Source organism: Nonomuraea sp. NPDC050022 (assembly GCF_044460705.1).
Lineage (GTDB): Bacteria > Actinomycetota > Actinomycetes > Streptosporangiales > Streptosporangiaceae > Nonomuraea.
On sequence record NZ_JBITKE010000006.1, the window covers coordinates 480741 to 506081 of the forward strand.

Below are 25341 nucleotides of genomic sequence, written 5' to 3' on the forward strand. Positions count from 1 at the left end.
CGTGACACCCCCAGTTGGAGAGAGCATGTACTTCGGCGGAGACTACAACCCCGAACAGTGGCCAGAGGACGTCTGGCTGGAGGACGTCCGGCTGATGCGGGAGGCGAAGGTCAACCTCGCCACCGTGGGGGTCTTCTCCTGGGCTCGGCTTGAGCCGTCGGCGGGCGTCTACGACTTCGGCTGGCTCGATCGCGTCATGGACCTGCTGCACGACAACGACATCCAGGTCAACCTGGCGACCCCGACGGCCTGTCCGCCGCCCTGGTTCGGCCTGGCCCATCCGGACGCGATGCCGGTGCGGGCCGACGGGACTCGGCTCACACATGGCAGTCGTGACACGTACTGCGTCAACGCGCCCGCCTACCGGGTGGCCTCGCGCCGCATCGCGACGGCGCTCGCCGAGCGGTACGGTGCCCATCCAGCGACGGCCATGTGGCACGTGCACAACGAGTACGGCACGACCTGCTACTGCGATCACTGCGCGACGGCCTTCCGCGCCTGGCTGCGTGAGCGGCACAAGTCCCTCGACGCGCTCAACGACGCGTGGACCACGGCCTTCTGGAGCCAGCACTACTCGGCGTGGGAGCAGATCATGCCACCGCGGACCACCCAGTACCGGTCGAACCCCGCCCACCTGCTGGACTACCGCCGCTTCTGCTCCGACGCGCTGCTCGCCCACTACCGCGAGCAGCGTGACATCCTGCGCGTTCATGGACGGCAGCCGGTGACCACCAATTACGTCATGGCGGGGTGGACGCCACTGGACCACTGGAAATGGTCGGCCGAGGTCGATCTCGTGGGCATCGACCACTACACCGACGAGCCCGGCGACGGCGGGCTCGCCCAGGTCGCCTTCGCCGCCGACCTGGCCCGCTCCTGGGCGCGCGGGAAGCCGTGGCTGCTGATGGAGCAGGGCGTCGCGGCCATGTACACCCCCGATGGGACGCTCCCGCTGGAGCCGGGAGAGCACACGCGGCGCAGCCTCGAGTACGCGGCCCGCGGGGCCGGCGGAGTGCTGCACTTCCAGTGGCGCGCCTCCCAGGGCGGGGCGGAGCAGTGGCACCAGGGCATGGTCCCGCACGCGGGCGCCGACAGCCGGGTCTTCCGCGAGATCGCTGACCTGGGCCGGACGCTCAGCGCCCTTCCGCCCGCGGAGCCCGCCGAGGCGGAGGTGGCCATTCTCTGGGACGACGAGGCCGCCTGGGCGCTGCGGAACCCGGCCCTGCCCGTGACCGGGCTGGACTTCCGCGCGTCGGTGGAGCAGACGCACCGGGCGCTGTGGCAGCGGGGCCTCGCCACCGACTTCGTCCACCCTTCACACGATATTTCGCGCTATCGGGTGGTGCTGATGCCGTCCCTGTATCTGATCTCTGACGAGGCCGTCGCCAACCTCACCGCGTACGTCGAGGGCGGGGGCACCTTGATCGTGTCGTACTTCAGCGGCATCGCCGACCCCGACACCCGCGTCCGGCTGGGCGGCTACCCTGGCGCGCTGCGCGACTTGCTCGGCGTCCGTGTCGAGGAGTTCCGCCCCCTGACCGGCCCCGTCGCACTGTCCGACGGGACGGCCGGCGCCTTCTGGAGCGAGAGCGTCCAGTTGACCGGCGCCACGGCGACCGTGACCTACGCCGACGGCGGCCCGGCGGTCACCCGGCACCAGGTAGGCGCGGGCACCGCCTGGTACGTCTCGACCAAGCTGGACGCGTCCGGACTCGCGAACGTCCTGGCACAGGCCGGCCTCTAGCAGCGGTTCGCGCGCTCGGGTCGACCTTGGCCCGCGTGCCGAACGACGGACCCGCACCGCTTGAAAACCACGAAATCGATAAAATAAGTGGGAACTCCTCTCTGGTCACGCCAAACTGATCACGAATCAGCGAGGGGATCTATCCCATGCCGAACCAGCCCGCACCGAACCTGTTGTCGTGGGCCAGTGAGATCGACGAAGGCGCGATCACGCAGGCCGCTCGTGCCGCCCGCCTGCCATTCGTCTCCGGACACGTCGCGCTCATGCCCGACGCCCACGTCGGCATCGGCGCCACGGTCGGTTCGGTCATTCCCACCGAGAACGCGATCATCCCCGCCGCCGTCGGCGTGGACATCGGCTGTGGCATGGTCGCCACCGAGACGACGCTGACGGCCGCCGACCTGCCCGACACCCTCGCCGCCCTGATGCCGATGGTGGAGCACCGCATCCCGGCCGGTGTCGGGAAGGGCCACGACGACCCGTCGATGGACCATGCCCTCAGCGACCTCGGCCTGCCGCACACCGATCTCAACCCGAAGCAGACCAAGAAGGTGTCCGACCAGTTCGGCACCCTCGGCTCCGGCAACCACTTCGTCGAGGTCTGCCTGGACGAGCGCGATCGGGTCTGGACGGTGCTGCACTCGGGTTCGCGCGGCATCGGCAACCAGCTCGCCCAGGCGCACATCACGGGCGCGAAGAAGCTGATGAAGAAGCAGGAGATCGGCCTGGAGGATCCGGATCTGGCCTACCTCGTGCAGAGCACGCCGGAGTTCACCGCCTACATCGAGGACATGCTGTGGGCCCAGCGCTACGCCATGGCCTCGCGTGCCCGGATGGACAAGGTCCTGGTCAACGCCCTGTTCCGGGTCGCGGGCCAGGGTGAGCGGGTTCGTACGATCAATTGTCACCACAACTTCACCCAGCAGGAGACGCACTACGGCAAGTCCCTGTGGATCACCCGTAAGGGAGCCATCAAGGCCGACACCGGCGACGAAGGCGTGATCCCCGGTTCGATGGGCACCCGCTCGTACATCGTGCGCGGCCGGGGGAATCCCGAGTCGTACAACTCCTGCTCGCATGGCGCGGGCCGCCGCATGTCCCGTACGAAGGCGAAGCGGGAGCTGTCAGCGGCCTCTCTGACCGCGGCGATGAGCGGCCGGATCTGGAACGCGGACCGCGCCGCCGCGCTGGTCGATGAGCATCCTGAGGCGTACAAGTCCATCGACCAGGTGATGGCGGACCAGAAGGATCTGGTGGCGGTTCAGCACACCCTCCGCCAGATCTTCAACTACAAGGGGTGAGTCACCCGCGCGCCCTGGCGACCAGCGAGGTCGCCAGGGCCGCGATCAGTGGGATGAGCGTGAGGCCGACCAGATACAGCAGGCCGACCGGCCAGAGACCCTGGCCACCGCCGCGCAGTTCCCTGACCACGCCGGACGCGAAGTAGACGTAGAACGGAGCGGCGGCGAGCAGGCCCCACAGGAGGCCCACCTGAGGGGCGAACCACCCGGCCAGACCGGCCAGCACCGCCAGGACGAGGAACGCGGGCAGCAGGAAGGGCGAGTCGAAGAACTCACGCGGGGCTTCGGCGGAGGCCACGGGTGAGGTGGCGACGCAGAGCGCCACGGCGACGGCTCCCACGACGACGAGGACCAGGGCCCACACAAGGACGGAACGGGTCATGAGACTCCCCAAGATGAGGCGTGAAGGCCATACTGATCGGCGACGGACCTTCCCACCATCCGCCGTGATACTCATCCGGCCTAGGTAGCTCCCGTGAGCGCGGTCGCCTCACTGCTGGCGGCGGCGGCCGCCGTGAGGTCGCCGGCGGCGGTGTAGGCCTGCGCGAGGTCGGCCAGCGCGCCCGCCAGGAACTCCTGCCACCCCCGAGTACGCCAGAGCCTGACCGACTCCTCCAGATGGGCGACCGCCTCGTCGATCCTGCCCTCCGCCAGGTCCACCCCGCCGAGCACCCAGAGTGCGTCGGCCTGGTGGTGGGCCAGGCGGTGTGAGCGGCTCAGCATCTCGGCGGCCTCGGCCGCGGGCCGCGCCCTCGGGTCGTGGTGTCCGGCGTACAGCCTGGCCAGGGCGACCAGGCCCATCGCCTCCAGCAGTGGATCGCGGATCTGGCGGTAGATGGCCAGGGCTCTGACCAGGTACTCCAGCCCGGCGTCGAACTCCTGCGCATGAGCGTGCGCCAAGCCCAGGAACTGCAGCGTCGTCGCCTCGAAGCGCGGATTGCCGAGCTTCTCGGCCAGCTCCAGGCCCCGCAGCAGGTGCACGATGGCCATCTTGATGTCGCGCGTCCCGTACGCCACCGCCATGCACACCAACGCCCTGGCCTGCCCACTCTGGTGGCCGCTGCTCTCGGCCAGGCTCAGGGCGATCTGGCCGGACCGCAGGCCCTCCGCCATGTCGCCCCTGGCCGCCTCGCCCCAGGCCCGCAGCACGTACGCGTCGGACAGCCCGCGTTCCTCGCCCAGCTCGGAGAACAGGGTGATCAGCCGTTCGGCCCCTTCGTACTGCGCGGCCATGGCCTCGCCGCCGGTCTCCATCCACGTGGTGGCGTGCATGAGCCCGCGCCTGATCACCGCCTCGCCGAGCCTGTTGCCCGTCGCGAGGCAGACCTCCAGGACGCGCTCGTGCAGCCCGCGCCAGTCGTCGAACTGCCCGCACACGTCGAAGTAGCGCTCCACGCAGCAGGCGGTGTCCCAGGCGACCTCGGCCAGGCCCAGCGAGCACGCCTGGCGGATCGCCGCGATCAGCGCCGTCCGCTCGGTGTCGAACCAGGCCATCGGATCCTGTACGGCCGGCCCGTCCCAGGGGGCGCCGTCGGGGGAGTTCCAGCGCGGGGCGGTGCCGTGGATGATGGCCGAGGAGGTGCCCGGCACCCGCTCGGTGGCGCGTTCGGCAAGCGCGAGCCAGGCGCCGAAGGCCCTGCTCAGGGCCACGGCCACGGCCTCCGGCTCGTCCTCGAGCTCACCGCGCTCGCGGGCGTACAGGCGGACGAGGTCGTGGAAGCGGTAGCGCGGCTGGCCCGCCGCGTCCATCCCGCTGAACAGCACCAGCTGCGTGTCCACCAGCGTCTCGACCAGCTCCTCGCCGGCCGCCACGGGAAGGTCGAGCAGCGCCCCGGCCACCCAGCCCGCGAAGTCGGGTACGTCCAGCGAGCCGAGCAGCCGGAACGCCCGGCGCGCGTCGGGATCCAGCCCCACATAGCTGAGCGCCAGGCTGGCCCGGACGGCCAGGTCGCCGGTGGTGAACTGGTCCAGCCGCCGCCGCTCGTCGGTGAGCTGCCCGGCCAGGCGGGTCAGCGGCCAGTGCGGCCGGGCCACCAGGCGGGCGCCCGCCACCCGGACGGCCAGGGGTATGCCGTCCGACAGCCGGACGAGCTCGGCCGCCGCCTCCGGCTCGGCGGCCACCCGGTCGGCGCCGACGATCCGGGAGAGCAGTTGCACGCCCTGTTCGGGGTGGAGCACCGAGAGCTCGACCACCGCCGCGCCGGACAGGCCGGTCAGCCGGGTTCTGCTGGTGATGATGACGGCGCAGCCGGACGTACCGGGGAACAGCGGACGAACCTGCTGCTCCGAGGCGGCGTTGTCGAGCACGATGAGCATCCGGCGCTCCGCCAGCCGGCTCCTGAAGACCGCGGCCCGCTCCTCAAGGGTCTCCGGCAGGGTGGGCCGCGGCACGCCGAGCGCGGTGAGGAAGGCCGCGAGCACCTGGGCGGGATCGGCGGGGGAGGACTCGGCGCCGTGCAGGTTGGTGTGCAGCTGCCCGTCGGGGTAGTGCTGGGCGATCAGATGGGCCGCGTGTACGGCCAGCGTCGTCTTGCCGACCCCGCCCATTCCCGCGATGACGTACACGCGCACGGGCCCGGGTCCAGGGGGCGGGCCGTCGCCGAGGAGGTCCGTCAGCTCGGCGAGCTGCTCGCTCCGTCCGGTGAAGTCGGAGATGTCGGCCGGTAACTGGGCGGGGGAGCGGGGAGAGGGGTCGTCCGGCGGCACGGTGGCGGACTCGACGGGCAGGGTGCCCGTGAGGATGGCCTGGTGCAGGCGCCGGAGCTCGGCGCCGGGATCGAGGCCGAGTTCGGCGGCGAAGACCCGGCGGGCGTCGCGGTAGGTGGCCAGCGCCTCCGCCTGGCGGCCCGACCTGGCCAGGGCGAGCATGAGCTGCCAGCGCGGCCGTTCCCGCAGGGGGTGCTCGCCGACCAGCCCGGTCAGCTCGGCGATGAGCGCGGCGTGCACCCCGCGGGCCAGGTCCGCCTCGATCCGGTTCTCCAGCGCGATCAGGCGCTCCTCCTCCAGGCGATGCGCGTGGTCGCTGAGCCCGACGGTCAGGTTCAGCTCCGCGTACGCGGGACCGCGCCACAGGTCCAGCGCCTGCTTGAGCAGCTCGGCGGCCCGTTCGTGCTCGCCGGCGGACAGGGCGCTCCTGCCCTGCTCGGCCAGCTCCTCGAAGCTGTCCGCGTCCAGCTCGCCCGGATGGAGGGTGAGGACGTAGCCCGCGGCGGTGCGGGTGATCCGGTCATGGCCCAGCGTCCTGCGGAGCTGGTGCACGTAGAGCCGGAGGTTGTCCGGCGCGGTGCGGGGCGGGCTCTGGCCCCAGAGCGCCTGGATGAGCGTGGCGGGGGAGACGGGGCGCCCCGGACGGCAGAGGAGTTCGGCGAGCAGGGCACGCTGTTTTCCGGCGCCGAGCGGTAGGGACCGGGCATCGGCCGAGATGTCAAGCGGCCCCAGAACGGCGAACTCCATCGCGCCCCCGGACAAGACTAAAGTGCACAAAGAAGATCAAAGTCGCTTAAATGTGCACGATGGTTCTTTTCCCGTCAACCCATGCAACGCCAACATCGACGGAAGCCTTTATGACGGCTCCCGCCGATGTCAAGCCCGATTGTCAGCCGAAGGCGGCGGGCACGGCGAGGAAGAAGTTCAGAGCGATGGAGTCGCGGGTTCCCTTCCGGAAATCAGCCGCGGCGGCTGAAGGGGTCGTAGGTGTAGCGAGGAGTGATCACTATGCTCTCCGAGTAGGCACCGGGCGTCAGCGGCGGGGCGACGGAGAGCGGTGGCCCCCAAGGCTTCTTGAACACCGTCCACCTCCGCCGCGACGCGATAAGCCAGTCAGGCTAAGGCTGCTCAGCGGCCGTATAGGTGCCGTATAGATCGCGTTGGGGGCTGGTGCCTCAGCGGAGGGCGGCGGCCTCGGAGGCCAGCTTCTCCACCCGGCCCCAGTCGCCCGCGGCCAGGGCGTCGGCCGGGGTCAGCCAGGTGCCGCCGACGCAGCCGACGTTCGGCAGCGCGAGGTAGTCGGGCGCGGTGGCCGGCCTGATGCCGCCCGTGGGGCAGAACCGCACGTCCGGCAGCGGCGCCGACAGCGCCTTCAGGTACGCCACGCCGCCCGCGGGCTCGGCGGGGAAGAACTTCAGCTCCTTCAGCCCCCGCTCGGCCAGCGCCATCGCCTCGGAGGCGGTCGCCGCGCCCGGCAGGTACGGCAGCCCGCTCGCGTCCATCGCGTCGGCCAGGGTCAGCGTCGTCCCAGGCGAGACCAGGAACTTCGCCCCCGCCGCCAAAGACGCCGCAATATCAGCAGAAGTCCGGATTGTTCCGGCGCCGACCGTGGCCTCCGGCACCTCGGCGGCGATCCTGGCGATGGCCTCCAGCGCGCCCGCCGTACGCAGGGTCACCTCGATGACCGGCAGGCCGCCCGCGACGAGCGCCCGCGTCAGCGGCACGGCCGTCTCGACGTCGTCGATCACCACGACGGGGATGACGGGGGCGAGATCGAGCAGGCTCATGAAAGTTCTCTCCTCAATGGGTACAGCTCAGTGACATGGGGCAGCCGCTCCCCTGCGGCGCGCTGCGCCAGCCAGGCGGCGGCGCCCGTCAGCGCCGGTTGCGGGGCGACGATGAGCGTGGTCGCGATGGCCGACAGGTAGCCGGCCATGTCCGGGTTGTCGGCGAACCTGGCTCGGAAGTCGCTGGTACGCACGCGCTCCACGATACGGGGCAGCACTCCGCCACCGAGATAGACGCCACCCCGGGCTCCGAGGGTCAGCGCCACGTTCCCGGCGAAACTCCCCAGCATCCCGCAGAACACCTCGACCGTCTCCGCGCACAGCGAGTCGTCCAGCCGCGCCACGATGTCCGCCGACGACAGGCGAGGCGCGTCGACGCCGTTGACCTCGGCCAGCGCCCGGTGCAGCACCACCAGGCCGGGGCCCGACAGCACGTGCTCGGCCACCACGTGGTCCAGGCCCCCGGCGCGGAGCACCCGGACGATCTCCCGCTCCCGGTCGTCGCGCACCGGTACCGTGACGTGCCCGCCCTCGCCGGAGACCGGCGTCCAGCCGCCGTCGGTGGGCACCAGCCCGGCGACGCCGAGCCCGGTTCCGGGCCCGAGCACGGCCTTGACACCGTGGGCGGGTTCCGGGCCGCCCAGGGACGCCAGGTCGCCGGGCTCCAGCCGGGGCAGCGAGACGGCCAGCGCCTCGAAGTCGTTCAGCATCATCGTGTACGGCAGGCCGAGGTCGTTCGCCGAGCCGCTCCAGGCCGAGTTCGTCAGCGCGTAACGTTCGCCCTCGACGGGTCCGGCCACGGCCAGGCACGCCGCTCCCGGCCGCACTCCGCCCGCGTGCTGCGCGAGGTAGGCGGCTACGGCTTCCGGGAGAGTGGCGTAGTCGGCCCCCGCCAGGACCGCGACGTGCGACGGCCGCGCTCCCGGCGAGGTGACCAGCCCGAACCGGGCGTTGGTGCCGCCGATGTCGGCGACCAGCCACGGCAGATCGAACGCGCTCACGACGGCTCGCCGATGTCGGCGACGAGCCACGGCAGAGGGAATGTGCTCATGACAGCTCGCCGACGCGCCGCGGACAATCAAAGGACACGATGTTCACCTGGCGATGCTCGCGTGCCGCCCGCGAGGAGCGCCCGACTCCAGGTGCGAGGCGCCCGCCTCGGCGGGGAAGCCCAGCCCGGGGCCGTGGTCCGGCGACTCGGCGCCGCTGATCCCGAAGATCCCCGCCCCCTGCTCCGCGTGCCCCGCCATGCGGCGGAACGTCGCGAACAGCTCGCGCCCGGTCCCCACCCACTGCGCGTCGCTCAGCGGCCGGCCGCCGGGCGTGCGCCGGGCCAGCTCCTCGGCCGGGACCAGCACCTCCAGCGTCCCCGCCGCCGAGTCGAGCCTGATCACGTCGCCCTCGCGGACCAGCGCGATCGGCCCGCCGTCCGCCGCCTCGGGCGACAGGTGGATGGCCGCAGGCACCTTGCCGGAGGCGCCCGACATGCGGCCGTCGGTCACGATCGCCACCCGCTGCCCCCGATCGAGCAGTACGGCCAGTGGCGGCGTGAGCTTGTGCAGCTCGGGCATGCCGTTCGCGCTCGGCCCCTGGTAGCGGATGACCGCGACGAAGTCCTGCCCGTCCAGCTCGCCCGCCTCGAAGGCGCGCAGCAGTTCGAGCTGGTCGTCGAACACCTTGGCCGGCGCCTCGATCACCAGGTGCTCGGCCTTGACCGCCGACACCTTGCTGACGGCCCGGCCCAGGTTGCCCTCGACCATGTGGATGCCGCCATCGGCGGAGAACGGCGCGGCCACCGGCCGCAGCACGTCGAGGTCGGCGCTGCCGCCGGTCACCTCCGACCAGGTCAGCTTCCCGTCGGACAGCGTCGGAGCCGACCGGTAGTGGTCCAGCCCGTGCCCCGCCACGGTCAGCACGTCGGCGTGCAGCAGGCCCTCGTCCAGCAGGTCGCCGATGAGCACCTGCATGCCGCCGGCGTCGCGGAAGTGGTTCACGTCCGCCTGGCCGTTCGGGTAGATCTTGGTCAGCGAGGGCACGGCGGCCGACAGGCAGGCCAGGTCGTCCCAGGTCAGGACGATGCCCGCGGCGGCGGCCATGGCGACCAGGTGCAGCGTGTGGTTGGTGGAGCCGCCGGTGGCCAGCAGCGCCACGCAGGCGTTCACGATCGACTTCTCGTCGACCAGCTCGCCGACCGGGGTGTACTCGGGGCCGTGCGCGGTGATCTCCACGGCCCGGCGCCCGGCCGCCTCGGTCAGCGCGTGCCGCAGCTCGGTGTGCGGGTTGACGAACGTCGAGCCCGGCAGGTGCAGGCCCATGACCTCCATCAGCGCCTGGTTGGAGTTGGCGGTGCCGTAGAAGGTGCAGGTGCCGGGGGAGTGGTACGACTTGGCCTCGGCGTCGAGCAGCTCCTCCCGGCCCACCTTGCCCTCGGCGAACAGCTGCCGGGTGCGGGCCTTGACCTTGTTCGGCAGCCCCGAGGTCATCGGGCCGGCCGGCACGAAGATCGCGGGCAGGTGCCCGAAGTGCAGCGCCCCGATCAGCAGGCCCGGCACGATCTTGTCGCAGACGCCCAGCAGCAGCGACGCGTCGAACATGTCGTGCGACAGCGCGATCGCGGCCGACATGGCGATCACGTCCCGGCTGTAGAGCGACAGCTCCATACCGGCGCGGCCCTGAGTGATGCCGTCGCACATCGCGGGCACGCCGCCCGCCACCTGCGCCACGCCACCGGCCGCGCGCACCGCCGCCTTCAACTCGGCCGGGTACGTCTCGTACGGCTGGTGGGCCGAGAGCATGTCGTTGTAGCTGGTCACGATCGCCACGCCGGGCTTGGCCGTACCCATCAGAAGGGGCTTGTCGGCGGCCGGCGCGGCGGCGAAGCCGTGTGCCAGGTTGGCGCAGCCGAGGTGCGCGCGGGCCGGGCCCTTGGCGCGGGCGGCTTCACCTTCACGCCGGATCCGCTCCAAGTAGACGGTGCGGCTGGCTCGGCTGCGTTCGGTGATCCTGTCGGTGATTTCCTGGACGATGGGGTGCATCGACCCTCCTTCAGTGGGTCCTCGACCCCAAGTCGGCTTGTTCACGCTTGGTCCTCTTCGTGCCACTCGCGACCGCTGCGGGCGAGCAGCTCGTGGGCGCCCGCCGGTCCGGTGGACCCGGCGGGGTAGGGCTCGGGCAGTTCGGCGGACGACTCCCAGGCGGCCAGGATCGGGTCGATCCACTGCCAGGCCGCGGCCACCTCGTCACGGCGCATGAACAGCGTCGGGTTGCCCGCCAGCACGTCCATGAGCAGCCGCTCGTACGCCTCGGGTACCCGCGCGGTGAAGGTCTTGCCGAAGCTGAGGCTCAGCGGCACCGGCTTGAGCGCCACCTCGCCCGCTCCCGGCTCCTTGGCCATGATGTGCAGCTCGATGCCCTCTTCCGGCTGCAGCCGCAGGACGAGGCGGTTCGGCGAGCCGCCGGGGTAGATGGAGTGCGGCACGTCCTTGAACTGCACCACGATCTCCGACGTCCGGCGCGGCAGGCGCTTGCCGGTGCGCAGGTAGAACGGCACCCCGGCCCACCGCCAGTTCTTGACCTCGGCGCGGATCGCGGTGAACGTCTCCACCCGGCGCGAGGCCTCGGTGGTCGGAGTGGAGGCGGGCTCGTCCAGGTAGCCGGGCATGCCGTCGGCCTCGGTGTACTGGCCGCGCACGGTGAAGCGGTCGACCTCGGTGCCGGTGATGGGCCGCAGCGCCTGGAGCACCTTCACCTTCTCGTCGCGGATCGCCTCGCGGTCGTTGCGGGCTGGCGGCTCCATGGCGGTCATGCACAGCAGCTGGAGCAGGTGGTTCTGCACCATGTCGCGCAGCGCGCCGGCCTGGTCGTAGTAGCCGCGCCGGCCGGGCGTGCCCACGGTCTCGGCGGCGGTGATCTGCACGTGGTCGATCCAGAGGGAGTTCCAGATCGGCTCCAGGAAGGCGTTGGCGAAGCGGAGCACGAGCAGGTTCTGCACGGTCTCCTTGCCCAGGTAGTGGTCGATGCGGAAGATCTGCGCCTCGTCGAAGATGGCGCCGACCTCCTCGTTGATCCGCTGGGCGCTGGCCAGGTCGCGGCCGAGCGGCTTCTCCAGCACCACCCGCGAGCGCGGCGTCACCAGGCCCGCCTGGTCCAGCTCGCGGCAGAACGGGCCGAACGTCATCGGCGGGCTGGCCAGGTAGAACACCCGGTCGCGCTGCTCGTGCCCGCCCAGCAGGGCGGCCAGCGCGCGCCAGCCGGACCGGTTCGTGCCGCCCACGTCGACGGACACGTGGTGCAGGCGGCCGAGGAAGCGCTGCCACGCGCCGAGGTCGGCCGGGACCTGGTCCCGTACCTCGGCGTCCACCTTGCCGCGGAAGTCCTCGTCGGTCAGCCCGCCCCGGGACATGGCGATGATCCGCGTCTCGGGCGAGAGCCGGCCCTCCACGTCGCTGTGGTACAGCGCCGGGAGCAGCTTGCGCATGGACAGGTCGCCGGTACCGCCGAAGACGACAAGGTCGGCGGCGTGCGCGGTGGCGGGGGTGGGAGAGGGGGACACGGCTGGGAACTCCGATGATCTACCAAGCAGGGACAGAACGGACACTAGTAAGAGTTGGGTAACTACACAAGCAGAGTTTTGCTATTTGAGATAAAAAAGTCGAGACTTTTCATTACCTAACCTCCTGTGATTCACTTGGCGGATGCCTCGACGTACCGCCGCGACGCTCGCCACGAGTGGCGAGGTGCTCCGCCTCATCCGCACCGGTGAGGCCGTGACGCGAGCGGATCTGGGCCGGGTGACCGGCCTGTCCCGCCCCGCGGTGCAACTGCGGGTCGGTGAGCTGCTCGACCGCGGTCTGGTCGTGGAGCGGGCCGACGCGCCGTCCACCGGCGGCCGGCCGCCGGTCCGCCTGGAGTTCAACGCCGTCGGCGGCGTGGTGCTGGTGGCCGCCCTGGGCGCCACCCGTACGCGGGTGGCGGTCTGCGACCTGGCGGGCCGCGAGCTCGAGGGGCGCGACTTCGCCATCGACGTCGAGCAGGGCCCCGACGTGGTGCTGCCGCTCGTCATGGACACCTGGGACGAACTCCTCGGGGACCGGCCGCGCTCGATGCTGCGGGGCGTGGGCATGGGCATGCCCGCCACGGTCGAGTTCGCGCAGGGCCGCACCGAGAGCGCCAGGGTGATGGCCTCGTGGACGGGCGTGGTGATCCCGCCGGTGGTCCGCGAGCGCTTCCCGGTGCCCGTACTCATCGACAACGACGTGAACCTGCTGGCCATCGGCGAGCACCGGGGCGCCTATCCCGACCTGGACGACCTGATGTTCGTCAAGGTGTCCACCCGGATCGGCGCGGGCGTCATCGCGGGCGGCGAGATCCTGCGCGGCGCGCTCGGCGCGGCGGGCGAGATCGGCCACATCCCCGTGCGCGACGGCGGCGGCGTGCTCTGCCGCTGCGGCAACATCGACTGCGTCGACTCGGTCGCCAGCGGCACCGCGCTGCTGCGCGACCTGCGGGCCGCGGGCAAGGACGTCAAGACCATCGCCGACGTGACCGCGCTGGTGCGCGCCGGGGACGCCGAGACGATGGCGATCGTCCGCGAGGCGGGCCGTCAGATCGGCGAGGTTCTGGCCATCGCCGTCAACATCCTCAACCCGTCGGTCGTGGTGCTCGGCGGCGACGTGGCCGAGGCGTTCGGGCCGCTGGTGTCGAGCATCCGCGAGGTCGTCTACCGCCGCTCCACCGCGCTGGCCACCCGCCGGCTGCGCATCGAGCCCAGCAGGCTGGGCGCCGGGGCGGGCATCAGCGGGTGCGCGGTCATGGTCCTCGACCACGTGCTCTCGCCGGACGCCGTCGACGAGAGCATGATCGCCCGCCTCAAGGTCACTTCCTGACGGTCGGCCTCAGCCTCAGGGCCGCTTCCTGGCGGTCGGCGGCGGTCAGGCCCGCACCGCTGGGGATGCGGTTCGGTCAGGCTCTCACCGGTGAGGATGCCGGTTCGGCCAGGGCTTCTTCGTCTTGCGCGGTGGCGTGATCCGGTCCGAGGGGATGCTCCTCGGTGGCTGCGTGCGGCCCATGGCCGCCTCGGGCAGCGCGGGCTGCAGCGTGGCGATGGCCGTGCCGGTGGTCCGCGGAGTCGGTGACGTGCTCCGGGTGGGGCTCGCCTGGGGGCGCGGGGTGCCGGTCGCCCGGGTCGCGTCAGGGGTGGCCGGGGCGGTCCTCTTGGCGCGGCGGGTGGGCACGGGGTCCGCGGGGGGCGGCGTGGACTGGACCGGACGCGTGACCGGGACGCGATAGCGGGCGAGCTTCGACTCGATCACTCCCGGCTCGCGCCGCGCCGGGCCCGGGTGGTGGCCACGGTCGGGCAGGCTGGCCATAGTGAGCTGTGTCCCGGTGAAGACGCCGCCGACGAGGATCGCCGCGGTGGCCAGCATCAGGCAACCGGCCATCAGTCCGGCGACCATCAGAATCCGCCTGCGCCGCTCTCTGTGATCCACAGGCGCCGATGATAGTAACTCGGAACCCCATCTCGGGTGACTCCCGGCGAATCGTGATCAAGTTCCCCGGCGGTCAGCACGCGCACAGCAGGCCGCGCAGCGCGGTCTCCAGGCAGAGGGCGGTGTGCGCGGGCGTCGGCCACGCGAAGCGTACGAGCTGCTCGTCCGCCCGGACCGTCGCGCCGTAGCGGTCCAGCTCCCACAGCCACACGTCCCCGGCGTCCCCGCCCAGTTGCTTGGCCACCCCGCCCGCGAGCTGGGCCCTATGCGATTCGTTGATGTGGGCCAGCACGCGCTCGGCGGTGGTGGCCAGCGGGTCGGGGGTGGCGTCGAGGTAGTCGTCGGCGTCCAGCACCCCGGAGTCGTGCCCGGTCAGGTACACCACCTGGCCGACGTCGAGCCGCAGCAGCCGGGGCGCGTCCGGCCGGCCGTACCTCTCCAGCGCCTCGAACAGGGCCTCGTCGGCCGTGTGCGCCGCGACCGCGACGGCGGCCCCGCGCGCCTCGCTCTCGGGCACCGCCTGCGCCCATCCCTGCACCTCGAGCAGCCCACGGGGATGCGAGACCTGGCCGAGCACGCGCATGGCGGTCAGGTTCACCGCCACGACGGCGTCGTCGCGCAGGCCGTGCAGCATCTCGCCCGGCCGCACCAGCAGCACCGGGCGGCCCCGCTCGTCGACCCCGCCGCGGGCGGGCGCGGGGGCGCCGTCGACGGACAGCCGGCCGACGCTCGCCGACGCGGCAAGAGTGCGGATCCGCTCGGGGATCGTGAGCATGGCGCCTCCTTGAGATCTCACTCAGCTATAGGTTAGCCTTACCTAAGTAAGGACTACCTAACCACATGAGGTGAACGTGCGCTACACCGGTCCGAAGGTGCGACTGTCACGTCGCGCGGGCGTCCCGCTGACCAAGAAGGCCGTCCGCTACTTCGAGCAGCGCCCCTACCCGCCGGGCGAGCACGGCCGCAAGACCAACCGCCGCAACTCCGGCGACTACGGGCTGCGGCTGCTGGAGAAGCAGAAGCTGCGCTGGTACTACGACGTGTCGGAGCGGCAGCTGCGCCGCTACTGGGACCTCGCCGTGCGCAAGCCGAGCGCCTCGGGCGCCGAGCTGGTCACGCTGCTGGAGACCCGCCTGGCCTCGCTGGTGCTGCGGGCCGGCCTGGCCCCGTCGATCTACGCGGCCAGGCAGTACGTCAACCACGGCCACATCGCCGTCGACGGCCGCAAGGTGGACATCCCCAGCTACCTGGTCAAGCCCGGCCAGGTCATCACCGTGCGGGAGCGCTCACGCCGGATGCAGCCGTTCGTGGCCGCCGCCGAGGGTGTGTACGCCGATGAGCGGATCGCGGCCTACCTGTCCGTCGATCATTCCGACCTGCGGTTCACGCTGGTCAGCAGGCCCGAGCGCGAGCAGATCAGCGTACCGGTGGACGAGCAACTCGTCGTGGAGTTCTATTCTCGTTAGCCGTGAGTGATGTAGGTGCCGCGAGTGGCGCGGAAGTCGCGGAAGCCGCGAGCGGCGTGGGTGAGCGGCATGCCAGCTGGCTGGAATTGTTCTTCGACCTCGTCGTGGTGGTGGCGGTCGCCCAGCTGGCGCACCGCCTGCAGCACCCGACCTGGGGCGATGTGGCGCTGTTCGTCATCCTCTACTACGCGGTGTGGAGCATCTGGACGTCCCTGACGCTCTACTCCAACGTCCGCGCCGAGAAGACGCACCTGCGCAGCATGCTGATCGGCATGTTCGGCATCGCGGTCATGGCGGCGGCGGCCCCCGACGTCGCCCACGCCATCCCCGGTGTGGGCACGCACGACAAGTGGTTCATCGCCGCCTACATCACCTGCCGGGTCAGCGCCTCCCGCTCGCTCCAGGCGGCCAGCACGGTGATGACCGCCTGGCCCGCGGCCCAGCTCGGCGCGGGCCTCACACCGTGGTTCGCCTCGCTCGGGGTGGAGGGCGAGTGGCGCTACTACCTGTGGGGCCTCGGCATCGCGCTGGACGTGACCTTCTCCATCCTGCAGAGCCGCCGGCCGGAGCGGTTGGTCAAGGAGATGACGGCACAGGCCGACCGGCTCAGGGCGCGTGAGCTGCGCCGGGCGGCCAGGGGCGGGAAGATCCTTGAGGCGCGCTACCTGGAGGCGCCGAAGGTCGCCGTACTCGACCCCGCGCACCTGGGCGAGCGGCTCGGGCTGTTCGTCATCATCGTGCTGGGCGAGGCGGTCATGCAGGTCGTGATCGCCTCCTCCGGGCTCAACTGGGACTGGCCGCTCGGCCTGGCCGCCGTGGCCGGGTTCGGGCTGGTCGTGTCGCTGTGGTGGCTCACCCTCCAGTACGGCCTGAGCGCCGTGCCCGAGATCCACGAGCGGGGGCTCAAGCCGTACATCGCGCTGCCCGCGCACTACGCCATGACGGCGGGCATCACCGCGACCGCGGCGGGGCTCGGGGTGGTGGCGTCCGCGCCCGCCGAGCATCTGCACGGCGGGATCTCTTGGGTGCTGTGTGGCGGCCTGGCCGTCTACTTCGCCGCCTCCACCGTGCTCGGTGTCGCCAGCCGCGCCGGGCGCCGGTGGATCTGGGGCTGGGCCGTGCCCTCGATCGTGGTGCCGCTGCTGGTCGCCGCGATCGCGGGGCTGGTGCCGGCGTGGAGCGTGGTGGCGCTGCTGCTGGTGGTCGCCCTCTGGCGGGTGGTCTACAAGCCCGCCGCGCCTACCGCCGCCCCCGCTTGACCGAGCGGCCCCCGTTCCCGTTCCGGCCCCCGTTCCCTATCCGGCTCCCGTTCCCGTTCCGGCTTCCGTTTCCGCTCCCGCCCGGCTGAGCGGCCACTGCGGCCTCCGCCCGGTCGAGTAGCACGTTCTGCTCTTCGCGCAGCTCGGTGACCTCTTTGCGCAGTGCCGTCAGCTCGGCCAGGACCAGCTGGAGCGAGGCCGCGGTGTCGACCTCCTGCTCCGCGCGCTCGGCGGCCGACTCCTCCTCCATGGCGCTCACCACGACGGCCATGAACAGGTTGAGCACGACGAACGTGCACACCAGGATGAAGATCGTGAAGAAGATCCAGGCGGTGGGGTGGGTGTTCATCACCTCTCTGGCGATGTTGCCCCAGTCGTCGCCCGTCATCGTCTGGTAGAGGGTGAACAGCGAGGTGGGCAGGCTGCCAAAGCGGTTCGGCGCCGTGTCGCCGTACAACTTGGTGGCCATGACGGCGGCCACGTACAGGACCAGGGAGAGCAGCAGCACGATCGAGCTCATGCCGGGCATCGCGCGCAGCAGGGCCGAGACGACCCGGCGCAGGCTGGGCACCACCGACAGCAGGCGCAGCGCCCGCAGGATACGCAGGGACCGCAGCACCGACAGGCCGCTCGTGAAGGGGGCCAGGGCGATCGCCACGATCACGGTGTCGAAGATGTTCCACGGATCGCGCGGGAAGCGCGAGCGCTCGACATAGATCTTGGCGAGCAGTTCGGCCACGAAGATGTAGAGCGCCGCGTGATCGACCACGGTCAGCAGGTGACCGTAGCTCTCGACCACGGCGGGCACGGTTTCGAGGCCAAGGGTGGCCGCGTTGAGCAGGATGACGCCGACGATGAACCGCTGGAATCGCTGGTGCTCGACGAAGGCTCGGGTGCGTTCACGCACGGGAAGGGGCTCCTAAAGACGGATAAGTTGCCCCACCATGATGACGCAGGAGATCACTATGTCGGTGTCAGGCGAAAGACCCGCAGCTCCCGCCCGGACACCTCGGTGTAGCGGTCGAACAGCGGCCACCGCTCGATCAGCCACGGCCACGCCGCCTCGCGGTCGGCGCCGGTCAGCAGCGTGGCGGTGACGGGGAAGTCCTTCCCTCGGAAGCTGGCCGTGGCCGTGGGGGTCTTCAGCAGGTTGCCGCTCCACGCCGGGTGGTGGTCCTGGCCGAAGTTGCTGCCCACCACGAGGAGGGTGCCCTCGGGTTCGGGCAGGCAGGCGAGCGGCGAGCTGCGCGGCAGGCCGGACTTGGCTCCCGTGGTGACCAGGATCAGCGTCGGAATCACCGGATTGTTGCTGAGCAGCCGCCCCCGGGTCAGCCGGTGCACGGTCCGGTCGAGCTGCGGCATGAACTTGGGACCGGCCTTCATGAACCACTTGGCCGCCGCCAGCCGATGGAGGAAGAGCCTCAGAACCCGGAGCATGCGGCGAGTGTAGCAAGCGTTTGGTCAACTGCGGACGGCAGAGCGCCTGTGGTATAAAAAACCGCCTAATCGACAACGGGGGCGAGTGCAGATGTCCTATCCCAACTATGGCCCCTCCTACTACGGGCCACCGCCTCAGACGCACCCGAACGGCACCACGATCCTGGTCCTGGGCATCCTGAGCCTGGTCGTCTGTACGTTCATCGGCCCCTTCGCCTGGTCGATGGGCACCAAGGCGCTCCGGGAGATCGACCAGAGCGGCTACATCTATGAGAACCGGGGCATGGTGTCGGCCGGCCGCGTCTGCGGCATCGTCAGCACCTGCCTGATGCTAGCGGTGTTCGGCCTCTACGCGATCATGTTGGTGGTCTTCGGTGGCGCCGCCATCCTCGGCGGCCTCGACGACTAGCGATCGGCGGCCGTAGCCGCCGATCCCCGTCTCCAGCAGGTCGAACGCCTTCACGGCCTGCGCGCGCACGTCCGCCCGGATCTCGGGCCAGTCCTCGCCCGCCGCCTTGCGCCGTGTCGCGTGCCGGGACAGCAGCCGCGTCACGGCCAGGATCTGGTCGGCTACGAGCTGCGGGGTGAGGTCATCGGGCCCGGCCCCGGTCTCCTCGGCGATGGTGGCCGACAGGTTGACGGCCGCGAGGTGCTCCACCTCGCGCATCCTGGCGACCAGCGCCGCGCTCTCGCTGACCAGCCGGCCGAACACCTCCGAGCCCTCGCTCATCCCGTAGCGCCAGTCGCCGGTGTCGAGCGCGTCGAGGAAGTCGCGCCGGAAGGCCGCCACGACGCTCTCGCCGGGCCGCCGCTCGCGGACCACCTTGCTCGACAGGTCCACCACCTCGCTCTGCCGGTCGGCGAACAGGTCCTCCTTCGTGCCGAAGTAGTTGAACACCGTGTTGACCGACACGTCGGCGGCCTTCGCCACCTGCGCGACGGTGACGTTGTCGAACCCGTGGACCATGAACAGCCCCATCGCCATGTCGGCGATGCGCTGCCTGGTCTCCCGCTTCTTCCGCTCGCGCAGCCCCTCATCCATGCCTCCATGCTACCAATATTGCAGTCACACCAAACTTGTGGCTACTCTATTTTTGGAGGCGATGAAAATGATCAAGACCGTAGGTCTGCGCAAGACCTTCAAAGGCGGCGTCGAAGCCGTCAAGGGTGTGGACATATCGGTGGAGCCAGGCGAGATCGTCGGCTTCCTCGGGCCCAACGGCGCCGGAAAGACCACGACCATGCGCATGCTGACCACGCTGCTCCAGCCCACGTCGGGCACCGCCACGGTGGCGGGCCACGACCTGCTGGGCGACGCCCGCGAGGTGCGCCGCCGCATCGGTTACGTGTCGCAGGGCGGAGGGGTCAACCCGGCCGCCCCGCTCGGGGAGGAGCTCGAACTCCAGGCCATGCTGTACGGCCTGTCCCGCGACGAAGCCGGGCCCCGGGTGCGCGAGGTGCTGGCCCGGCTCGACCTGACCGGCCTGGAGTCCAGACCCGGCGGCGCCCTGTCCGGCGGCCAGCGGCGCCGCTTCGACATAGCGTTCGGCCTGCTGCACCGGCCCGTGCTGCTGTTCCTGGACGAGCCGACGACCGGGCTCGACCCGCAGAGCCGGGCCAACCTGTGGGAGCACATCCGGGCGCTGCGCGCCGAGCAGGGCGTGACGGTCTTCCTGACCACGCACTACCTCGACGAGGCCGACGCCCTGTGCGACCGGCTGCTGATCATCGACCACGGCCGCATCGTGGCCGAGGGCGCGCCGGCCGAGCTCAAGACCGGCGGGCGCACGCTCGACGACGTGTTCCTGGACATCACCGGCAGGTCCCTGCGCGAGGAGGCGGGCGTCTGATGCTGCGCGAGACCTATCTGCTGTTCCGTCACAACCTGCGCGCCACGCTGCGGCAGAAGATCGCCATCGTCTTCGGCGTCATCCAACCGCTGGTCTTCCTCGTGCTGTTCGGGCCCATCTTCGCCACGATCGGCACCTGGGAGACGCTGGTGCCGGGCCTGATCATCCAGCTCGGCCTGATGAGCACCGGCATGGCCGGGTTCGGCGTGGTCTTCGAGAAACGTTCGGGCGTGCTGGAGCGCATGCGCGTCACCCCGGCCAGCCGCCTGGCCCTGCTGCTCGGCCGGGTGCTCAACAACGCGGTCACACTCATCATCCAGGCCGTGCTGCTGGTCGCGGTCGGCTACGCCTTCGGCCTGCGCGCCCCGGCCGCGGGAGTGGTGGCCGGGCTCGTGCTGGTGGTCGTGCTCGGGCTCAGCCTGGCCGCGCTGTCGTACGCGGTCGCGCTGACGCTCAATGACCAGCTCTTCGCGCCGGTGATGAGCACCGCGGTGCTGCCGCTGGTCCTGCTGTCGGGCGCGTTCCTGCCCATGTCGATGGCGCCCGGCTGGCTGGACGCGCTCTCGCACATCAGCCCGTTCCGGTATGTCCTGGAGGCGCTGCGTGAGCTGTTCGCCGGACATTACGCCACCGGCACGGTCGGCGTCGGGGTGGCGGTGACCGTGGTCTTCGCCCTGGTCAGCGTCACGATCGGGACGCGGGTGTTCAACCAGGAGAACGCCTGAGCCGAGCCTGAGCTGGCGGCGGGCGCGGTCGCCGCCATCACGGCACCCGTCAGGACATGCTTCTGGCCCGGCGCTGGAGCGCGGCGATGATCCCGGCGGTGTCGACGATCCCGTAGCCGTAGTCGTAGTCGAAGCCCACCTCGCTGCGGTCCTCGCCCGTACGGCGGAGCAGCGCGCGCAACTGCGCGGGCCGCAGCCGCGAGGCAGGCCAGCGCGTACGGATCGCCGCGACCAGCCCGGCGGCGACCGGAGTCGCGGCCGAGGTACCCGAATCGGGCTCGGCATCGCCGAACGCCTTGGACCCGGAGAAATGGGTGTAAGCGCAGATGTCGGGCTTGCGGGCGGTCAGCCGCCCCGGCCCCTGCGAGGAGTAGCCGACCCGGGTGCCGCTCACGTCGACGCCGCCGATCGACAGGGCCCTGGGATGGGAGTTCGCGCCGGTGATCGGCCGGTTCGGGTAGGCGCACCGGCCGTCGCGGCACTCGCGCCCGCAGTTGCCGGCCGCGAACAGCACGTCGGCGCCCGCGCTGTCGAGGCTGGAGATCATCAGGTTGAACGGATGCGCCGCGTTGTCGGAGTAGTTGCCCGGATGGCCGACGGGGAAATCCCACTCAGGGGAGAACGACCCCCACGAGTTGCTGATCACCAGCGCCCTCGACGCCTCGGGCTGCGCCTCGAGCACCATGCGCAGGTGCGCGAACGCGGCCACGGCGTCCGACAGCAGCCCGTCGAGCGCCGAGCCGCCCGGACGGGTGGAGCGAAGCACCGGGATGTCGATCAGCGACGCCTGCGGCGCGCCGATGAGCGTGTCGAAGGCGCACATCGTGCCATGAGCGACCTCGAACTCGCCCGCCCGGCCGTCGACGCCCGTGGGGTTCCAGCTCCGCTGGGCGTCGAGCGTGACGCCCCGGCCGAGCTGCCTGGCGACGTGGGCGGCGTTGATGCCGGTGTCGAGCACGGCCAGGGTCACCCCGGAGCCGTCCAGCCCCTCGGCGTGCAGTCCGGGGACGTTGAGCAGTCGTTCGACGTCGTGCCAGTCGCCGAACGGCGCGTCGCCGCCGCAGGTGAGCGAGGACTCGACGACCGGATCGGCGTAGACGCCCACGACGTCGGGCCGGAGGGTGGGCAGGAGGGTCACGCGGGTCAGGAGTTCGTCGTCGGAGATCGTGCCGCGAACCAGCACCGAGGCGTCCTCGGCCGCCAGGGAGAAGTCCAGCGGCTGGTTGAGTGACAGCGGGTCGCCGCCGGGCGGCGGGACGGGCCGGGGGAGGGGCACGGGCGTGAAGGCGTTGTCGAGCTCGACTCCGGGCAGACCGTCCGCGACATCGGCCGTGGTGGCGGTCTGGCCGGGATCGGCGACCGCCGCGACCAGATCGAGGGAGGGGCGCAGCTGGATCAGAACGCGCATGGGCACCACCGGAATGTTCGGAGGGAAATGAACCTCCCAAGATTCCTTCATCTGTTCGGGCGTGTCCAGCACATCTCATGGGCTTTGACCTGCTGAAATGCCGTAAAAGCCGCCAAGGGGACGATATTCATTCCCGCTGTCAGGCTTCCTTGTTCTCGGTCCGTTCACTAGCGTGAGGCGGCATGACGCTCCAGGCACAAAAGACGGTTGCGGGCGAGGACGGCGATCACTGGCTGGCGGTGCGGCCGAGGCTCATTCTCGCCAGTGCGTTCATGCTCTTCCTGGAGCTGGCGCTGATCCGGTGGACCGGATCGAACATCGTGCATCTCAGCTATTTCACCAATTTCGTGCTTCTCGGGTCGTTCCTCGGCATCGGGCTGGGGTTCCTGCGCGTTGGGCGGGCGCGGCGGCAGCCGTACTATTCGCCGGTCATCCTGTTCGGCCTGGTCTTCGTCGTGCTGACCTTTCCGGTGACCGTCGACCGCAACACCGAGGGCGTCCTCTACTGGACCAGCCTGCAGACCACGGGGCCGCCCGCGTGGCTGATCCTGCCGGTGATCTTCTGCGCGGCGGCGCTCGTGCTGATGGGCCCGGCCGAGCTGGTCGGGCGCTGCTTTCCCGAGCTGCCCCGCCTGGAGGCCTACCGCTACGACCTGATCGGCAGCCTGTCGGGGATCGCGGTCTTCACCGCGTTGTCGTTCCTGAGCGCGCCGCCGGTGTTCTGGGGACTGATCGCGGCCGCCGCCTACGGCGTGCTGCTGGTGCCCCGGCCGCGGATCATCTACCTGGGGCTCGTCACCGTGCCGTCGCTGGCGGTCGTGGGGCTGCTGCTGGCCGAGACGCTGACGGCCGGGGCGTTCTGGTCGCCGTACTACAAGGTCACCTACAAGCAGTTCCAGCAGCTCGGCGTGCCCGTCACCGACATCTCCGTGAACGGCATCCCGCACCAGCAGGCGGTGCCCGCCGCCGCCCGGCTGCAGTGGGAGCGCCAGTACGGCCTGCCGTACGAGCGGGCGAGCACCCCGCCCAAGAACGTGCTCATCGTCGGCGCGGGCAGCGGCACGGACGTGGCGATCGCCCTGGCCAAGGGCGCCACCCACGTCGACGCCGTCGAGATCGACCCCAAGCTTCGCGAACTCGGCGGTTCCCTGCACCCCGACAAGCCCTACGACGATCCCCGGGTGACCACCCACGTCACCGACGGCCGCGCCTTCCTGGAGCGGACCGGCGACAAGTACGACCTGATCCTGTTCGCCCTGCCCGACTCGCTCACGCTCGTGTCGGGGGCCAGCTCGCTGCGGCTGGAGAGCTACCTGTTCACCGAGGAGGCCATGCAGGCCGCCCGGGCGCACCTCAAGCCCACCGGGACCTTCTCGATGTACAACTACTACCGCGAGAGCTGGCTCGTCGACCGGCTCGCCTCGACCGTGCAGAACGCCTTCGGCCACAAGCCGTGCGTCGACGTGGTCAGCACGGCGGGCCAGCAGGCCGTGATCACGGCGGGCGCGACGGCGTCGGCGCAGCGGTGCGCGGGGGAGTGGGCGGGCGCCGCCGCGGGCACCCCGCCGCCCACCGGTGACGACCGGCCGTTCCTCTACCTGAAGGACGGCGACATCCCGTCCCTCTACCTCATCACGCTCGGCCTGATCCTCGCGGTCAGCCTGATCGCCGTCCGCGTCGTCGCCGGGCCCTACCGGCGGATGCGCCCCTACGCCGACCTGTTCCTGCTCGGAGTGGCGTTCCTGCTGCTGGAGACCAAGAGCGTGACGGGCTTCGCGCTGCTGTTCGGCACGACGTGGGTGGTCAACGCGATCGTGTTCGCCGGGGTGCTCGTCGCCGTGCTGGCCGCCGTGGAGATCACCCGCCGCTTCCGCACACCGCCACTGCCGGTCATGTACGGGGTGCTGTTCGGCGGCCTGCTACTGGCCTGGCTGGTGCCGAACACGTGGCTGCTGTCGCTGCCACTGCCCCTGCGGGCGGTGGCGGCGGTGACGGTGGCGTTCCTGCCGATCTTCGCGGCGAACGTGGTCTTCGCCAAGCGCTTCTCCGACTCGGCGGACGCCACGACGTCCTTCGGCGCGAACCTCCTGGGGGCCATGGTGGGCGGCTGCCTGGAATACCTGGCGCTGGTGATCGGCTACAAGGGCCTGCTCATCGTGGCCGCCGTCCTCTACCTGGGCGCCTTCATCCTGCTGCCGCGCAAGTCGGTGGCGGCCTCTTAGTACGGGCCGGGCCCGCTACGGGCCCGCGCCAGGCTGGTCGCCGGGTTCGTCGTTGTGCTGGTCGACGGGGGCGGGTGGTGCAGGGCGTCGGTGCAGGAGGCCGAACTTCGACCACATGCCCTCGGCCGTCTCGATCGAGGCGGCCGTCCGGGCCGGGTCCACGGTGGCCAGCTGCGTGACCAGCGCCTGCGCGACGGCCATACCCGCGGTCAGCGACGGGAAGAACGCCACCCCCTCGGCCGGGACCATCACCACCTCCTCGGCGGCGTTGGCCAGGGCGGGGCTGGCCGCGTCCGTCAAGGCGAAGACGCGGACGCCACGGGCGCGCGCCTCGTTGGCGGCCAGCACGGTGCTCTCGTACAGCCGCCAGAAGCTGATGGCGATCAGCACGTCACCCGGGCCGATAGCAGCGACGGAGTTGGCCAGCTCGGCGTCCCCGCTCGTCACAGCCGCGACCGGGTAGCCGGCCAGCCGGGCGTTGTGCGCGAGCGCCATGCCGACCGCCGCGTAGCTGCCGTCCGCGACGATCACCGTGCGGCCCGCGGCGGCGACGGCCTCGGCGATGGTACGCAGCACGCCTTCGTCCAGGCGCCTGTTGAGCAGCGCGAGGCTGTCCAGGTCGCGCCGGAGTGAGCGGGAGCTGGGCGAGCCGGCGCCGCTGTGCTCGGCCGCGACCTGGGGCGCGCTGAGCGAGGACAGGTAGCGGGCACGCAACTCCTGCTGGAGCGCGGGCCATCCGGCGAAGCCGAGCGCCTGCGCGGTGCGGGTCACGGTCGCCACGTTCACGCCCGCGAGCTGGGCCAGCTCGACGGCCGCGCCGAAGGAGGCCCGGCGCGGCTGCGAGAGGAGCACCTCCAGCAGCGCGGCCGCCTTGGGGCGCAGCCCGCGCTCGGGCACCCGGTCGCGCAGCCAGTCCTGAAAGCTGTCCGTGACGTGCTCTGCCAACTG

Annotated in this window: 23 protein-coding genes; 9 read left to right on the plus strand and 14 right to left on the minus strand. The window is 71.0% G+C overall.

What is annotated here, in order from left to right; translation table 11 throughout:
- The first annotated feature begins 25 nt into the window (after positions 1 to 25).
- Entirely contained in the window at positions 26 to 1744 is a 1719-nt protein-coding gene (locus ACIBO2_RS28010) for a beta-galactosidase (RefSeq protein WP_358553530.1), read from the plus strand.
- Positions 1745 to 1890: 146 nt separating this feature from the next.
- Positions 1891 to 3045 carry an RtcB family protein gene (locus ACIBO2_RS28015; protein WP_358553532.1) on the plus strand — a complete coding sequence of 385 codons (1155 nt, stop codon included), beginning with the start codon at positions 1891 to 1893 and terminating at the stop codon, positions 3043 to 3045.
- 1 nt (position 3046) lies between these two features.
- Here the strand turns inward: ACIBO2_RS28015 and ACIBO2_RS28020 are convergent, their stop codons facing one another.
- The 7 genes from ACIBO2_RS28020 to zwf form a co-directional block, all read right to left on the minus strand.
- A complete protein-coding gene (locus ACIBO2_RS28020) occupies positions 3047 to 3427 on the minus strand; it encodes a hypothetical protein (RefSeq protein ID WP_397300554.1) in 381 nt (126 codons plus the stop codon).
- 80 nt (positions 3428 to 3507) lie between these two features.
- Positions 3508 to 6498 carry an AfsR/SARP family transcriptional regulator gene (locus tag ACIBO2_RS28025; protein ID WP_397300556.1) on the minus strand — a complete coding sequence of 997 codons (2991 nt, stop codon included), beginning with the start codon at positions 6496 to 6498 and terminating at the stop codon, positions 3508 to 3510.
- Between the two features lie 212 nt (positions 6499 to 6710).
- Positions 6711 to 6833, minus strand: a complete 123-nt coding sequence (locus ACIBO2_RS28030) for a hypothetical protein (RefSeq protein ID WP_358553538.1) — start codon at positions 6831 to 6833, stop codon at positions 6711 to 6713.
- A gap of 93 nt (positions 6834 to 6926) precedes the next feature.
- Complete coding sequence (eda, locus tag ACIBO2_RS28035) at positions 6927 to 7538, minus strand: bifunctional 4-hydroxy-2-oxoglutarate aldolase/2-dehydro-3-deoxy-phosphogluconate aldolase (RefSeq protein ID WP_358553540.1); 612 nt, start codon at positions 7536 to 7538, stop codon at positions 6927 to 6929.
- Positions 7535 to 8539 (minus strand): glucokinase, encoded by a 1005-nt coding sequence (glk, locus tag ACIBO2_RS28040; RefSeq protein WP_358553542.1) that lies wholly within the window; start codon positions 8537 to 8539, stop codon positions 7535 to 7537. Before glk ends, eda begins: the two co-directional genes overlap by 4 nt.
- A 93-nt stretch (positions 8540 to 8632) precedes the next feature.
- Entirely contained in the window at positions 8633 to 10573 is a 1941-nt protein-coding gene (gene edd / locus ACIBO2_RS28045) for a phosphogluconate dehydratase (RefSeq protein ID WP_358553544.1), read from the minus strand.
- A 41-nt stretch (positions 10574 to 10614) separates the two neighbouring features.
- On the minus strand, positions 10615 to 12090 hold the full coding sequence (gene zwf / locus ACIBO2_RS28050) for a glucose-6-phosphate dehydrogenase (protein ID WP_358553546.1): 1476 nt from the start codon (positions 12088 to 12090) through the stop codon (positions 10615 to 10617).
- Between the two features lie 142 nt (positions 12091 to 12232).
- On the opposite strand from zwf, the gene ACIBO2_RS28055 reads away from it, so the two are divergent.
- Complete coding sequence (locus tag ACIBO2_RS28055) at positions 12233 to 13423, plus strand: ROK family transcriptional regulator (protein ID WP_358553548.1); 1191 nt, start codon at positions 12233 to 12235, stop codon at positions 13421 to 13423.
- A gap of 84 nt (positions 13424 to 13507) precedes the next feature.
- On the opposite strand, the gene ACIBO2_RS28060 is transcribed toward ACIBO2_RS28055, so the two are convergent.
- Together ACIBO2_RS28060 and ACIBO2_RS28065 are read right to left on the minus strand one after the other, a co-directional pair.
- Entirely contained in the window at positions 13508 to 14026 is a 519-nt protein-coding gene (locus ACIBO2_RS28060) for a hypothetical protein (RefSeq protein ID WP_358553550.1), read from the minus strand.
- A gap of 73 nt (positions 14027 to 14099) precedes the next feature.
- The gene (locus tag ACIBO2_RS28065) at positions 14100 to 14801 is read right to left on the minus strand and encodes a DUF2470 domain-containing protein (protein WP_358553552.1); all 702 of its coding nucleotides are present in this window, start codon (positions 14799 to 14801) and stop codon (positions 14100 to 14102) included.
- Positions 14802 to 14877: 76 nt separating this feature from the next.
- On the opposite strand from ACIBO2_RS28065, the gene rpsD reads away from it, so the two are divergent.
- Both rpsD and ACIBO2_RS28075 read left to right on the plus strand, forming a co-directional pair.
- Positions 14878 to 15492, plus strand: a complete 615-nt coding sequence (gene rpsD / locus ACIBO2_RS28070; protein ID WP_358184842.1) for a 30S ribosomal protein S4 — start codon at positions 14878 to 14880, stop codon at positions 15490 to 15492.
- A 2-nt stretch (positions 15493 to 15494) separates the two neighbouring features.
- On the plus strand, positions 15495 to 16751 hold the full coding sequence (locus tag ACIBO2_RS28075; RefSeq protein WP_358553554.1) for a low temperature requirement protein A: 1257 nt from the start codon (positions 15495 to 15497) through the stop codon (positions 16749 to 16751).
- On the opposite strand, the gene ACIBO2_RS28080 is transcribed toward ACIBO2_RS28075, so the two are convergent.
- Positions 16732 to 17658: an ion transporter gene (locus ACIBO2_RS28080; RefSeq protein ID WP_397300564.1), complete on the minus strand. Its 927-nt coding sequence runs from the start codon at positions 17656 to 17658 to the stop codon at positions 16732 to 16734. The genes ACIBO2_RS28075 and ACIBO2_RS28080 overlap by 20 nt on opposite strands.
- A 56-nt stretch (positions 17659 to 17714) precedes the next feature.
- Complete coding sequence (locus ACIBO2_RS28085; protein WP_358553558.1) at positions 17715 to 18188, minus strand: nitroreductase family deazaflavin-dependent oxidoreductase; 474 nt, start codon at positions 18186 to 18188, stop codon at positions 17715 to 17717.
- A gap of 91 nt (positions 18189 to 18279) precedes the next feature.
- Between ACIBO2_RS28085 and ACIBO2_RS28090 the strand changes: the two genes are divergently transcribed.
- Entirely contained in the window at positions 18280 to 18597 is a 318-nt protein-coding gene (locus tag ACIBO2_RS28090; RefSeq protein WP_358553560.1) for a DUF4190 domain-containing protein, read from the plus strand.
- Here ACIBO2_RS28090 and ACIBO2_RS28095 read toward each other — a convergent pair.
- Complete coding sequence (locus ACIBO2_RS28095; protein WP_358553562.1) at positions 18520 to 19230, minus strand: TetR/AcrR family transcriptional regulator; 711 nt, start codon at positions 19228 to 19230, stop codon at positions 18520 to 18522. The genes ACIBO2_RS28090 and ACIBO2_RS28095 overlap by 78 nt on opposite strands.
- Positions 19231 to 19297: 67 nt before the next feature.
- On the opposite strand from ACIBO2_RS28095, the gene ACIBO2_RS28100 reads away from it, so the two are divergent.
- Both ACIBO2_RS28100 and ACIBO2_RS28105 read left to right on the plus strand, forming a co-directional pair.
- Entirely contained in the window at positions 19298 to 20038 is a 741-nt protein-coding gene (locus ACIBO2_RS28100; protein ID WP_358553564.1) for an ATP-binding cassette domain-containing protein, read from the plus strand.
- Positions 20038 to 20763, plus strand: coding sequence for an ABC transporter permease (locus ACIBO2_RS28105; RefSeq protein ID WP_358553566.1), 726 nt, complete (start codon positions 20038 to 20040; stop codon positions 20761 to 20763). Before ACIBO2_RS28100 ends, ACIBO2_RS28105 begins: the two co-directional genes overlap by 1 nt.
- A gap of 49 nt (positions 20764 to 20812) precedes the next feature.
- Here the strand turns inward: ACIBO2_RS28105 and ACIBO2_RS28110 are convergent, their stop codons facing one another.
- Positions 20813 to 22171 carry a S8 family serine peptidase gene (locus tag ACIBO2_RS28110; protein WP_358553568.1) on the minus strand — a complete coding sequence of 453 codons (1359 nt, stop codon included), beginning with the start codon at positions 22169 to 22171 and terminating at the stop codon, positions 20813 to 20815.
- A gap of 182 nt (positions 22172 to 22353) precedes the next feature.
- On the opposite strand from ACIBO2_RS28110, the gene ACIBO2_RS28115 reads away from it, so the two are divergent.
- Positions 22354 to 24393, plus strand: a complete 2040-nt coding sequence (locus tag ACIBO2_RS28115; protein WP_358553570.1) for a spermidine synthase — start codon at positions 22354 to 22356, stop codon at positions 24391 to 24393.
- A gap of 15 nt (positions 24394 to 24408) precedes the next feature.
- Here ACIBO2_RS28115 and ACIBO2_RS28120 read toward each other — a convergent pair whose 3' ends face one another.
- Entirely contained in the window at positions 24409 to 25338 is a 930-nt protein-coding gene (locus tag ACIBO2_RS28120; RefSeq protein WP_358553572.1) for a MurR/RpiR family transcriptional regulator, read from the minus strand.
- Positions 25339 to 25341: the final 3 nt, after the last annotated feature.